10 protein-coding genes are annotated in these 12,857 nt (G+C 71.7%); 8 read left to right on the top strand and 2 right to left on the bottom strand.

All coding sequences use genetic code 11. The annotated features are described in order from the left end of the window. The first annotated feature begins 44 nt into the window (after positions 1 to 44). From DEI92_RS05465 to DEI92_RS05455, 3 genes are all read left to right on the top strand, one after another. Entirely contained in the window at positions 45 to 527 is a 483-nt protein-coding gene (locus tag DEI92_RS05465) for an FHA domain-containing protein (protein WP_111008615.1), read from the top strand. Further along, complete coding sequence (locus DEI92_RS05460) at positions 527 to 1,234, top strand: MerR family transcriptional regulator (protein WP_111008616.1); 708 nt, start codon at positions 527 to 529, stop codon at positions 1,232 to 1,234. Before DEI92_RS05465 ends, DEI92_RS05460 begins: the two co-directional genes overlap by 1 nt. A gap of 292 nt (positions 1,235 to 1,526) precedes the next feature. Beyond that, a complete protein-coding gene (locus tag DEI92_RS05455) occupies positions 1,527 to 2,012 on the top strand; it encodes a MerR family transcriptional regulator (RefSeq protein WP_258368453.1) in 486 nt (161 codons plus the stop codon). Positions 2,013 to 2,134: 122 nt separating this feature from the next. On the opposite strand, the gene DEI92_RS05450 is transcribed toward DEI92_RS05455, so the two are convergent. Then, positions 2,135 to 2,950, bottom strand: coding sequence for a ParA family protein (locus tag DEI92_RS05450; RefSeq protein WP_111012636.1), 816 nt, complete (start codon positions 2,948 to 2,950; stop codon positions 2,135 to 2,137). Between the two features lie 121 nt (positions 2,951 to 3,071). On the opposite strand from DEI92_RS05450, the gene DEI92_RS05445 reads away from it, so the two are divergent. The 3 genes from DEI92_RS05445 (at position 3,072) to DEI92_RS05435 (ending at position 8,989) form a co-directional block, all read left to right on the top strand. Further along, on the top strand, positions 3,072 to 6,479 hold the full coding sequence (locus DEI92_RS05445) for a pyruvate carboxylase (protein WP_111012635.1): 3,408 nt from the start codon (positions 3,072 to 3,074) through the stop codon (positions 6,477 to 6,479). Further along, positions 6,479 to 6,970: a peptide deformylase gene (locus DEI92_RS05440; protein ID WP_111008620.1), complete on the top strand. Its 492-nt coding sequence runs from the start codon at positions 6,479 to 6,481 to the stop codon at positions 6,968 to 6,970. Before DEI92_RS05445 ends, DEI92_RS05440 begins: the two co-directional genes overlap by 1 nt. Before the next feature lie 123 nt (positions 6,971 to 7,093). Beyond that, positions 7,094 to 8,989 carry a hypothetical protein gene (locus DEI92_RS05435; RefSeq protein ID WP_146242843.1) on the top strand — a complete coding sequence of 632 codons (1,896 nt, stop codon included), beginning with the start codon at positions 7,094 to 7,096 and terminating at the stop codon, positions 8,987 to 8,989. 61 nt (positions 8,990 to 9,050) lie between these two features. On the opposite strand, the gene DEI92_RS05430 is transcribed toward DEI92_RS05435, so the two are convergent. Continuing rightward, positions 9,051 to 10,910, bottom strand: coding sequence for a long-chain fatty acid--CoA ligase (locus DEI92_RS05430; RefSeq protein WP_111012633.1), 1,860 nt, complete (start codon positions 10,908 to 10,910; stop codon positions 9,051 to 9,053). Between the two features lie 118 nt (positions 10,911 to 11,028). Here DEI92_RS05430 and DEI92_RS05425 point away from each other — a divergent pair, with 118 nt between their 5' ends. Both DEI92_RS05425 and DEI92_RS05420 read left to right on the top strand, forming a co-directional pair. Continuing rightward, positions 11,029 to 11,982, top strand: coding sequence for an ROK family glucokinase (locus DEI92_RS05425; RefSeq protein WP_111008926.1), 954 nt, complete (start codon positions 11,029 to 11,031; stop codon positions 11,980 to 11,982). 27 nt (positions 11,983 to 12,009) lie between these two features. After that, positions 12,010 to 12,756 carry a 1-acyl-sn-glycerol-3-phosphate acyltransferase gene (locus DEI92_RS05420; protein WP_111008623.1) on the top strand — a complete coding sequence of 249 codons (747 nt, stop codon included), beginning with the start codon at positions 12,010 to 12,012 and terminating at the stop codon, positions 12,754 to 12,756. Positions 12,757 to 12,857: the final 101 nt, after the last annotated feature.

Genomic DNA, 12,857 nt, shown 5'->3' with positions numbered 1-12,857 from the left:
GCCGCGCGTTTCCGATACGCTGGTCCGCCAGAAGGAGGTCCACGATGGCAGGTCCAACGGGTCCGCGCGACGGCGCCGCACGATCCGATGCGCCCGAGCGGCGCGTCGACACCACCCTGACCTTCAGCATGGACATGGGGGCGGCGCTCACGCCGGAGAACGGTGTCTCGACCGAGGAGATCGACGCGATCGGCGCGCTGCCGTCCGGGTCGGCGCTGCTCGTCGTCCGCCGCGGGCCGAACGCCGGGGCTCGGTTCCTGCTCGACTCCGACGTCACGACGGCCGGCCGACACCCCGACGCCGACATCTTCCTCGACGACGTCACGGTGTCGCGCAAGCACGCCGAGTTCCTCCGGCACGGCACGAGCTTCAGCGTCAAGGACCTCGGATCGCTCAACGGCACCTACTTCGACGGCGTCCGCATCGACGAGGCCCTGCTCGCCGACGGCGCGGAGGTGCAGGTCGGCAAGTTCCGCCTCACCTTCTACGCGTCCCGCGTCGACATCGCGCGCCTGGCGACCGCGTAGTGCCGGCGCGGAGCGCTGCGGCCCGGTCGACGGCCGCGGGTCCCGACCTGCTCACGATCGGGCAGGTGCTCGCGCGGTTGAAGCCCGAGTTCCCGGACCTGTCGAACTCCAAACTCCGGTTCCTCGAGGAACGCGAGCTCGTGACGCCGATCCGGACCGAGAGCGGATACCGCAAGTTCTCGCCCGCCGACGTCCAGCGGCTCCGGATCGTCCTGGGCCTGCAGCGAGACCACTACCTGCCGCTCAAGGTCATCAAGGAGTACCTGGCCGACCTCGACGCCGGGCGCGACCCGGTCCTGCCGGGTGGTGCCGACGGCCCGCGGCCCTCGATCCTCGGCACCGAGCGGCGGTACACGCGCGACGAGCTCGTCCGCGCGGCCGGCGCGACCCCGATGCTCGTGTCGGACGCCGTGTCCGCGTCGCTGCTGCCGGCCGTCGAGCACTACGGCGAGGACGCCGTCACCGTCGTCAAGGCGCTCGTGGAGCTGCAGCGCACCGGCATCGAGCCACGGCATCTCCGCACGTTCCGGGCGTCGGCGGAGCGCGAACTCGGTCTCATCGAGTCGGCGCTCATGCCCGTCCGGCGCCGGTCCGACGCCACCTCACGCGCCAAGGCGGCGGAGCTCGCCCGCGAGATCGCAGGGCAACTCGAGGTCGTCCGGTCGAGCCTCATCCGGGCTGCGATCGGGCGGTTCGACGCCTCGTGAGCACGGGGCCCGAACGTGGACAGCCGGTGTCGGTCGGGCTTATCCTCGACACGCCGAACTCCCCGGTGCGGATGTCCCGCGACGACCGGGTCCGACTCGCTAGCGTGGACCTCGGCACAACTCTCAACCGATCGTTGAACGTTCGGTTGCGGGCCGGAACGTCGTGGAAGGCAGTCTGATGAGTGGGAACGAAACGCCCCGGACCCCCGGGGACGCACCGTCCGACGCAGCCGTGGACACGCCCGACGGCGAGCTGACCCGCTACGACCTCGGCCTGCTGTTCACCGACGGCATGCCCGAGCGCGACGAGTCCAACGGCTACCGCGGCACCGTCGCCGCCCGGGCCGCGGGCATCAGCTACCGCCAGCTCGACTACTGGGCGCGGACGGGCCTCGTCGAGCCGACCATCCGTGGCGCGGCGGGGTCCGGTTCGCAGCGGCTCTACGGCTTCCGCGACATCCTCGTGCTCAAACTCGTCAAGCGCCTGCTCGACACCGGCATCTCGTTGCAGCAGATCCGCACCGCGGTGAACCAGCTCCGCGAGTCGGGGGTGAACGACCTGGCACAGACGACCCTGATGTCCGATGGGGCGTCCGTGTACCTCTGCACCTCGAACGACGAGGTCATCGACCTGGTCTCCCGAGGGCAGGGTGTCTTCGGCATCGCGGTCGGCAAGGTCCTGCGCGAGGTCGAGACGAGTCTCGTGGAACTCGACTCGACGCCGGCGGCCGACCCGAGCGACGAGCTCGCGGCGCGCCGGGCCTCCCGGGCCTCCTGACCCGCGCGGTCTCCCGGGTCTCCTGACCCGCGCGGTCTCCCGGGTCTCCTGACCCGCGCGTCCGACGCGTCACACGGCGCAGCGCACGGCAGGCGACACGGGGACGCCGCGCCTCGGCCGGATCAGGCCTGCGCGACCCCCTCGGCGTACTCGCCGATCTTGCCCGTCCGCATGATCCGCTCGAGCAGCAGGTCGAAGTTCCGTGCCATCTCCTGTGCGGACTCGCCCGGCCACACGTGCAGCGGCTTCGCGGCACCCTGGGCCTGCTGCAGTGACGTCCGTTCGGGCAGCTGGGGCGACAGCACGAGCGGGCCGAACATGTCGCGGAGCTCCTTGATGCGGAACTGGTGCTCGAGCGACTGCACGCGGGCACGGTTGACGATGATGCCGAGCGGCTGGAGGCGCGGGGAGAGTCCGCGGCGGATCTCCTCGATGGCGCGCAGTGCGCGGTCGGCCGCCGCGACGGAGAACAGCCCCGGCTCGGTGACGACGGACACGCGGTCCGAGGCGGCCCACGCCGTGCGGGTCAGGGCGTTGAGCGAGGGAGCGCAGTCGATGAGCACGAGGTCGTAGTCGGCCTCGACGTTGGCGAGGGCCTCCTCGAGCTTCCAGATGTCCCGGATCGAGGGGTGCGGACCGTCGAAGTTGATGGCCGAGGGGGAGCCGACCATGACGTCGATCTTGCCCTGGCGTCCCTTGGTCCACCCGGACGGGGCGATCGCCTGACGGACGATCTTCTCCTTCGGGTTCTCGAGCACGTCGGCGACGTTGAGGTGGCCGACGAGCGAGATGTCGAGCCCCGTGGAGACGTCCGACTGGGGGTCGAGGTCGACCACGAGCGTGCGGAGTCCCTTGGCGAACGCGGCGGACGTCAGGCCGAGGGTCACGGTCGTCTTGCCGACGCCTCCTTTGAGGGAGCTGACGCTGAGTACATGCACGTCGAGACACGATAGCCCCACTAGGGTTGAACCACCTCAAGATCCGCCGTGCTCGACGGCCGATCGCGCCGTCCGCCCGGGCACCACGACGACGCCCGGGTGCATGCCGAAAGGGCAGCCCGTGTTCCGCAAGATCCTGGTCGCGAACCGAGGCGAGATCGCCATCCGGGCGTTCCGCGCCGCGTACGAGCTCGGTGCCCGGACGGTCGCCGTCTACCCCTACGAGGACCGGAACTCCGAGCACCGGCTCAAGGCGGACGAGGCGTACCAGATCGGCGAGCCCGGTCACCCGGTCCGGGCCTACCTCGACGTCGCCGAGATCGTCCGCGTCGCCCGCGAGTGCGGCGCGGACGCGATCTACCCCGGGTACGGCTTCCTGTCCGAGAACCCGGAGCTGGCGGCCGCTGCGGCAGCGGCCGGCATCACGTTCATCGGCCCGGGCGAGCGCGTGCTCGAGATGGCCGGCAACAAGGTCACGGCCAAGGAACACGCCGTCGCGGCGGGGGTGCCCGTCCTCGCCAGCACGCCGGCCTCCCGCGACGTCGACGAGCTCGTGCGCGGCGCCGAGGCCATCGGATTCCCGGTGTTCGCCAAGGCCGTCGCCGGTGGCGGTGGCCGGGGGATGCGCCGTGTCGCCCGTCCCGAGGACCTCCGTCCCGCCCTCGAGGAGGCCATGCGCGAGGCCGACAGTGCGTTCGGCGACCCGACGATGTTCCTCGAGCAGGCCGTGCTCCGGCCCCGGCACATCGAGGTCCAGATCCTCGCGGACGCCACCGGCGACGAGGCCGGGACCATCCACCTGTTCGAGCGCGACTGCTCGGTGCAGCGCCGGAACCAGAAGGTCATCGAGATCGCGCCGGCGCCGGACCTCGACCCCGCGGTGGCGGCAGCGCTGCACCGGGACGCCGTCGCCTTCGCCCGGTCGATCGGCTACGTGAACGCGGGCACGGTCGAGTTCCTGCTCGACACGGTCGGCGAGCGCGCCGGGCGGCACGTCTTCATCGAGATGAACCCCCGCATCCAGGTCGAGCACACCGTGACCGAGGAGGTCACCGACGTCGACCTCGTCCAGGCGCAGATGCGGATCGCGGCGGGCGAGACGCTGGCGGACCTGGGACTGTCGCAGGAGGACGTGGCGGTGCACGGGGCTGCCCTGCAGTGCCGCATCACGACCGAGGACCCGTCGCAGGGGTTCCGCCCGGACACCGGCCGGATCACGACCTACCGGAGCCCGGGTGGCGCGGGGGTCCGCCTCGACGGCGGCACGGTGTCGACCGGCGCGCAGATCAGCCCGCACTTCGACTCGATGCTCGCCAAGATGACGTGCCGCGGGCGGTCGTTCCCCGCCGCGGTCGCTCGGGCCCGTCGTGCGCTCGCCGAGTTCCGCATCCGCGGCGTGAGCACGAACATCCCGTTCCTCCAGGCCGTCCTGGAGGACCCGGACTTCGCTCGCGGTGACGTCAGCACGTCGTTCATCGAGGAGCGCCCGCAGCTGCTCGGCGGCCACGTCTCGCGGGACCGTGGCACCAAGGTGCTGGCGTGGCTCGCGGACGTCACCGTCAACCAGCCGAACGGGCCGGGCACGGGTGCCCTCGACCCGGCGGTGAAGCTCCCGCGTGTGCACCTGGGACAGGAGCCGCCCGCCGGGCAGCGGCAGCGCCTCCTCGCCCTCGGTCCGGCGCGCTGGGCGGAAGCCCTGCGCGCGCAGACGGCCCTGGCCGTCACCGAGACGACCATGCGCGACGCCCACCAGTCCCTGCTCGCGACCCGCGTCCGCAGCACGGACCTCGTCGCGGTCGCGCCGTACGTCGCGCGGCTCACCCCGGAACTGCTCAGCATCGAGGCCTGGGGCGGCGCGACGTACGACGTCGCCCTGCGGTTCCTCGGCGAGGACCCGTGGGAACGGCTCGCGGCCCTCCGTGCGGCGATGCCGAACATCCCGATCCAGATGCTCCTCCGCGGCCGCAACACGGTCGGCTACACGCCGTACCCGACCGAGGTCACCGAGGGTTTCGTCGCCGAGGCCGCGGCGACGGGCGTCGACGTCTTCCGCGTGTTCGACGCCCTCAACGACGTCGCGCAGATGCGACCCGCCCTGGAGGCCGTGCTCGCGACCGGCACGGCCGTCGCCGAGGCCGCGCTCTGCTACACGGCCGACCTGCTCGACCCGGCGGAGGACCTCTACACGCTCGACTACTACCTGCGCCTCGCGGAGCAGATGGTGGCGGCGGGTGCGCACGTGATCGGGATCAAGGACATGGCGGGCCTCCTCCGTGCCGGTGCTGCCGACCGCCTCGTGACGGCCCTGCGGGAGCGGTTCGACCAGCCGGTCCACGTGCACACGCACGACACCGCCGGCGGGCAGCTGGCGACCCTCCTGGCGGCGAGCCGCGCCGGAGCGGACGCCGTCGACGTCGCGGCCGCGCCCATGGCGGGCACCACGAGCCAGCCGAGCATGTCGGCGCTCGTGGCGGCGCTGGCGCACACGGAGCGCGACACCGGGCTCGCACTGCGGGCGGTGAGCGACCTCGAGCCCTACTGGGAGGCCGTCCGCCGCGTCTACCGGCCGTTCGAGTCGGGCCTCCCGGGTCCCACCGGTCGGGTGTACGTGCACGAGATCCCGGGCGGGCAGCTGTCGAACCTCCGGCAGCAGGCGATCGCGCTCGGCCTCGGCGACCGGTTCGAGGAGGTCGAGGACCAGTACGCCGCGGCCAACCGGATCCTGGGACGCCCGACCAAGGTGACCCCGTCCTCCAAGGTGGTGGGCGACCTCGCACTCCAGCTCGCGGCGGTCGGCGCCGACCCCGCCGACTTCGAGCAGCACCCCGAGCGGTACGACGTGCCGGACTCGGTCGTGGGGTTCATGGCGGGCGAGCTCGGGGACCTGCCCGGCGGCTGGCCGGAGCCGTTCCGCAGCAAGGTGCTCGCCGGGCGCGAGGTCCACCTCACGACGACGCCGATCTCGGACGAGGACGCCGCGGTGCTCGCCGAGCCGGGCCGGGCGCGGCAGGCGGCCCTGAACCGGCTCCTGTTCCCGGGTCCGATCGACGAGTTCCACCGTGTCCGGGACCAGTACGGCGACCTCTCGGGCGTGGGGACCGCCGACTACCTGTACGGGCTCAAGCAGGGGCGGGAGCACGTCGTGTCGATCGCCCGGGGCGTCACGCTCCACGTCGGCCTCGAGGCCATCGGCGACGCCGACGAGCGCGGCATGCGCACGGTCATGACCACCCTGAACGGGCAGCTCCGCCCCGTGTACGTCCGTGACCGGTCGGTCGCGGTGGAGTCGAAGGCCGCCGAGAAGGCCGATCGCGACGACCCGGGTCAGGTCGCGGCACCGTTCTCCGGTGTCGTGACGCTCAAGGTGCAGCCCGGCGACCGCGTCGAGGCGGGGCAGGCCGTGGCGAGCATCGAGGCGATGAAGATGGAGGCGGCGATCACGACGCCCCGTGCGGGAACGGTGACACGGCTGGCCGTCCCGGTGACCCAACAGGTCGACGCCGGGGACCTCCTGGTGGTGGTCGCCTGATGACGGTCCGACCCATCCGGTTGTTCGGCGACCCCGTGCTGCGGTCACCGGCCGACCCGGTCCGGATCGGCGCGGACGGCGTCGCGGACCTCGTGCAGGACCTCCTCGACACGGTGCGGGTGCCGGGCCGTGCCGGCGTGGCCGCGCCGCAGATCGGCGTCGGACTGCGCGCCTTCAGCGTCAACGTCGACGGTTTCGTCGGCTACGTGCTCAACCCGGAGCTCGTCGAGACCCGTGGCGAGCCCGAGCTCATGGACGAGGGATGCCTCTCGGTGCCCGGCCTGGCGTACCCGACCCGACGGTTCCCGTACGCGCGGGTGCGGGGCCTCGACGTCGACGGCGCCGAGGTCGTGCTCGAGGGTGAGGGGCTCATGGCGGAGGCGCTGCAGCACGAGACGGACCACCTCGACGGCACCGTCTACGTCATGACGCTCGATCCGGAGACACGACGACGTGCGCTCCGCGACATCCGCGGGCAGGATTGGTTCTGACCGGGGCGCACATCGCTCCCGACGCGGGCACCCCCGTTCACGGGGTGGACGCGGATCAGGTTCCCTGGTCACCGTGGACCCGGACGCAGAGAGGGCGTCCGCCGACAGGATCAGGGGACAGCGATGTCATCATCAGGAACACGTCTCGTCCGTGCGCGCTCGCGCCGCGGACGACTGACCGCCCTCGGGGTGGTCCTCACGGTCGTCGCCGCGCCGCTCGCGGTGGTGACGGTCAGTGCTGCGGCACCGGCACACGCCGCGACCGAGCCGGTGGTGGGGGAGTCCCCGGACTACGCGTCCGAGACCTTCCAGGACCCGTGGGACTTCAGCGACGCGGCCGACTACAACACCGACCTCAGCGGGCCCGGCACCTACAAGGTGGCCAACGGGCAGCTGTCGATGAACTACGGCACCGGGGGCTTCATCTCGCTCGTCGACACGGTGAGCGGCAGCTTGGCCTACGGGCGGGACGGTGCCGCGGCGCCGATCAACACGTCGCGCTACCAGCGCCTGTCGTTCGAGATGAACACGTCGTCGGCCGGTTCGGGCAAGGGCATCGTCTACTGGTACACCTGCCGCGAGAAGACGAGCAGCTGCCTCGGCGGGACCACCTTCAACGTCACGGCGGGCGACCACGTGTACGACATCCCGCTCAACGGGACGTCGAACCAGGGCAGCAAGATCCCGTGGACGAGCGCGAAGGTGGTCGCACTCCGCGTCCAGCCCATCGTCACGAACGCGGCGCACCCCACGGTGTCGGCGACCCTGAACTGGGTGCGCCTGCACGGCGGCACGACGACGCAGGCCGCGATGCCGCCCGGCGACCACGGCACCTACCGGGTCGAGCCGATGCCCGAGCCGGTGGTGGACAGCCCCAGCCCGGCGGACGGCAAGGACCTCGCCACGGTCCAGCGGGGCAAGCCGTGGGAGTTCACCTCGTCGGCGAACGCGTCGGGCGTCACGCTGCAGAACGCGCGGCTCATCCACTACGGCAGCGACGGTCTGACGGCGCAGAACCAGGGGCCGAACCAGGGCGACCCGCAGGTCCACCTGCCCGTGCAGAAGTTCAGCGCGAACCAGTACCACTACCTCACCTTCGACCTGACCTATGACGGCGGGTTCTCACTGGCGAGCGCTGCGGGCGGCGGCAAGATGGCGCGCGTCATCTGGTACGGCGCGAGCACGTCGACGCCGCAGATCGGCAACGACATCCTGACGTTCTCCGGGGCGAACGCCCGTGAGGTCGCGATCGACATGACCGCGGTGAACCCCCTCGACGAGACCGCCCTCAACCCGAAGGTCGGGTGGGCCGGCCAGGTCATCACCGGGTTCCGGTTCGACCCGAACGAGGACAAGGGTGCCGCGGTCTGGCACCTCAAGTCGATCCACCTGCGGAACACGCCGGCCGCGACCGGCAGCACGACGGTCAAGTTCCACGACGCGGCGTGGGTCGCCGGCACGACGGCCGACGTCAAGGTCGGTACGAGCGCGAACGGTTCCGGTTACACGACGATCGCGTCGGGCGTCCCGGTGCAGCAGGGCACGAACGCCACGACCTTCTCGCTCGGCTCGATGGCCGCGGGGACCTACCACGTCGAGGTCGTGCTCCACCACCCGAACAGCGGGAACGCACTGGCGTTCTCGTCCGCGCCGGTCATCATGTCCAAGGCCGCCGCGTCGGGCTCGACCGCCTCGGCCACCCCGAAGGGCAGCTTCGACACCCTCACGGCGACGAGCGGCGGGGCCACGGCACGCGGATGGGCATGGGACCCGGACCAGACCTCGAGCACGGAGGTCCGGCTGTACGACCAGACCTCCGGGTCGAAGTACCTGGGAAGCGTGACGACCTCCATCGCCCGGTCCGACGTGGCGCGTGCGGTGGCGGGAGCCCCGGCGAACACCGGGTGGAGCACGACGGTCTCGCTGGCGAAGGGCACCCACAAGGTGTGCGCGTACGCGATCAACCAGGGCGGTGGGTCGAACCCGACGCTCGGATGCAAGTCCGTGACGGTCGGCTGAACCGCGACCACACACGAACGCCCCGCCGGTGCTCCGGCGGGGCGTTCGTCGTCGGGTCGGGTCAGTACCCGCGGTGCCGGTGCTCGACGACCGGCACCGCGGTGGTCTGCACCGCGGAGCCCGAGTAGATGTGCTCGACGTCGGCGGCGTGGTCGAAGAGCACCCGGTCCCGCTTGACGGTGAGCTTCGGCGTGAGGTGCCCGGAGGCCTCCGTGAACTCGGCGTCCAGGATCGTGAACGAGCGGATCGACTCGGCGCGGGACACCCGCTGGTTCGCGGCGTCGATCGCGTGCTGCACGGCCGTGTGGACGCGTGCGTCGTGGGCGGCGCTCCGGGGGGTGAGCGCGGGGACGATCCCGTTCGCCGCGCACCAGCCGGGCAGCATCTCGCGGTCCAGGGTGACGAGCGCCGCGACGAACGGCTTGCCCTCGCCCACGACGACGACCTGCGCGACGAGCGGGTGCTCGCGCACGGCGTCCTCGAGCGGGGCGGGTGCGACGTTCTTGCCGCTCGCGGTGACGATGAGCTCCTTCGCGCGCCCGGTGACGGTCAGGACGCCGTGCTCGTCGAGCGTCCCGAGGTCACCGGTGCGGAACCAGCCGTCGACGAACGCCTGCTCGGTGGCGTCGGGGCGGTTCCAGTACCGGTCGAACACGTCGACGCCACGGACGAGGATCTCGCCGTCGTCGGCGATCCGCACCTCGACGCCGGGGAGGGCGCGGCCGACGGACCCGATGCGGATCTCCGCCGCCCGGTTGACGGTCGCGGGTGCGGTCGTCTCGGTCAGGCCGTAGCCCTCGAGCACGAGCACCCCGACGGACCGGAAGAAGTGGGCCAGGCGGGGCGACAGCGGTGCCGACCCACTGATCGCGTACCGCACCCGACCGCCGAGCGCTTCGCGGAGCTTCGCGTAGACGAGCCGGTCGAACAGCCGGAACCGCAGGCGGAGGCCGAGCGGGACCGTCCCGGTGGCGAGCGCCTCGGAGTGCTCGACCGCGGTGTCGGCCGCCAGCCGGAACACCCGGCCGCGTCCGCCGACGGCCGCCTTCTGCTCGGCCGCGTTGTAGATCTTCTCGAACACGCGCGGGACAGCGAGCAGGAACGTCGGCCGGAACGTGGCGACCGCGTGCATGAGGTCCTTGGTGTCCGGCTCGTGACCGACGAGCACACCGGTCCCGATCGACATGACGGCGATGAACCGCGCGAACACGTGCGCCATGGGGATGAACAGCAGTGTCGAGGCGCCCTCCTCGACGACGTCCGCCATCGCCTCCGCTGCACCCTCGACGAGCGTCGTGAAGTTGTCGTGACGGAGGACGCAGCCCTTCGGCCGACCCGTCGTGCCGGAGGTGTAGATGATGGTCGCGTCGTCGTGCGCGGACACCGCGTCGAGGCGGGCGTCCAGCTCGGCGTCGGTCACCGGTTCGCCGAGTCGCGCCAGGTCGTCGAGCCCGCCGCCGTCGATGGTCCAGTGCTGCGCGAGACGTGGGAGGTCCGGGGCGACGCCCGCCACACGGCGTGCGTGCTCCTCGCTCTCGACGACGATCGCGACGGACTCGGAGTCCTGGAGGATGTACCGGACCTGGTCGGGCGAGCTCGTCTCGTAGACGGGCACCGACACGAGACCCGCGTGCCAGATCGCGAAGTCGACGATGGTCCACTCCGACCGCGTGCGGGACAGCACGGCGATGTGGGCGCCCGGCTCGAGTCCTGCGGCGACGAGGCCCTTGGCGACGGCGCGGACGCGGGCGAGGACGCTCGCAGCGCTCATCGGCACCCACCGTTCCCCGTGCCGCTGGGCGAGGAGTCCGCGATCGGGCGTCGCCGCGGCCCGTTCGACGAGGATCCGGGCGGCGGAACCGTGCCCGGCGTCCGCGTGGGTCTGGTCGGTCCCCTCGGGTGAGGTTCGGTGATCGTGCACGGCAACTCCCTCGTCGACCGTCGATGCTGATCCGCCTCGTCGTCGAGCCGGACGCGCTCAGCATAGGACCCACGCCCCCGCGCGAGTCCAGTGTCCACACCGGGTAGGGTCGATGTTCGTGCATGCCATCGGAATCGACATCGGGGGCACGAAGATCGCGGGCGCGGTCGTCTCCGAACTCGGCGAGATCGTCGCGGAGGACCGGGTCCCCACCAACGCCGCGGACCCCACCGCCATGCTCGACGACGTCGTCTCGATGGTCGAACGCCTTCGCGCGGAGCACGCGATCGAGGCCGTCGGTGTCGCGGCTCCCGGGTTCATCGACGCCTCGCAGTCGATCGTCTACTACACGCCGAACATCCGGTGGCGGAACGAGCCGCTGCGGCAGCGGCTGCAGGAACGCCTCGGCGACGTGCACATCACCGTCGACAACGACGCCAACGCCGCGGGCTGGGCGGAGTTCCGCTTCGGTGCCGGCCGCCTCGTCAGCGACATGACGATGCTCACGATCGGCACCGGTGTCGGTGGGGCGATCGTCACCGAGGACCGCTTGTTCCGCGGCGGCTTCGGCACCGGTGGCGAGATCGGCCACCTCCGCATCGTCCCGAACGGGCTCCCGTGCGGCTGTGGTGCGCGCGGGTGCATCGAGCAGTACGGCTCGGGTCGGGCGCTGCAGCGGATGGCGAACGACGTCGCGGACGCCGGTGGCATCGGTGTCGCCCTCGCCGAGGCCCGTGACGCCAACGGCGGCACGCTGGACGGGCAGATCGTCGGCGACCTCATCCTCGCCGACGACCCGGGGGCCCTCGCGGCGCTCCGTCGACTCGGACGACACCTCGGCGAGGCGTGCGCGTCGCTGTCGGCCGTGCTCGACCCGCAGCTGTTCGTGTTCGGGGGTGGGGTCGCGAGCGCGGGGGACCGCCTGCTCGAACCGATCCGCCAGGCGTACCTGAACAACCTGCCCGCGCGGGGTTACCATCCGGAGCCGGACTTCGTCATCGCGGAGCTCGTGAACGACGCGGGTGTCGTCGGTGCCGCGGACCTGGCGCGGATCCACGCGCGGACCGCCTGACCGCTCGACCGGACCGAGGACGCGACGATGCTCTACTGGGTGCTCAAGAACCTGCTCATCGGACCACTGCTCACGGCGGTGTTCCGCCCGTGGGTGGTCGGGCGTGAGCACGTTCCGGCGACGGGTCCCGTCATCTTCGCCAGCAACCACGTGTCGTTCATCGACTCCGTGATCCTGCCGGTCGTGCTCGACCGCCGGATCTCGTTCCTCGCCAAGAGCGACTACTTCACCGGTCGTGGGATCAAGGGCTGGGCCACGAAGACCGCCTTCGGCGCGCTCGGCCAGCTGCCCATCGATCGGTCGGGCGGCAAGGCGAGCGAGGCCTCCCTGCGGACGGGCCTCGGCGTGCTGGCGCGGGGGGAGCAGCTCGGCATCTACCCGGAGGGCACGCGCAGCCCGGACGGGCGCCTCTACCGCGGCCGCACGGGCGTCGCCCGCATGGTGCTCGAGGGGCGCGTCCCGGTCGTCCCGGTCGCCATGGTCGGCACGCGCGAGGTCATGGCGATCGGTCAGCACGTGCCGAAGATCAAGCGCGTCGGGGTCGTCTTCGGCGAGCCCCTCGACTTCTCCCGCTTCACGGGCCTGGAGTCGGACCGCTTCATCCTCCGCAGCGTGACCGACGAGATCATGCACGAGCTCCGACGCCTGAGCCACCAGGAGTACGCCGACGTGTACGCGTCGAGCGTCAAGGAGCGCGGCGCAGCGGCCCTCCGGTCCACGGGGCAGCGCGTCGGTTCCACCGCTGGGGAACAGGGCGCCACGCTTCCACGTTAGGCTCAGTCAGTCCGCACGCCCCGACCGGTGTGGACAGCCCTGCCCGACGTGGCATCGAGCCACACAACCACGAGGGAATCGAAGTGTTCGAGTCGACCGAC

The organism is Curtobacterium sp. MCBD17_034, from assembly GCF_003234515.1.
GTDB lineage: Bacteria > Actinomycetota > Actinomycetes > Actinomycetales > Microbacteriaceae > Curtobacterium.
Note: the sequence above shows the minus strand (reverse complement) of the source record. Positions and strands in the feature narration are given on the sequence as shown.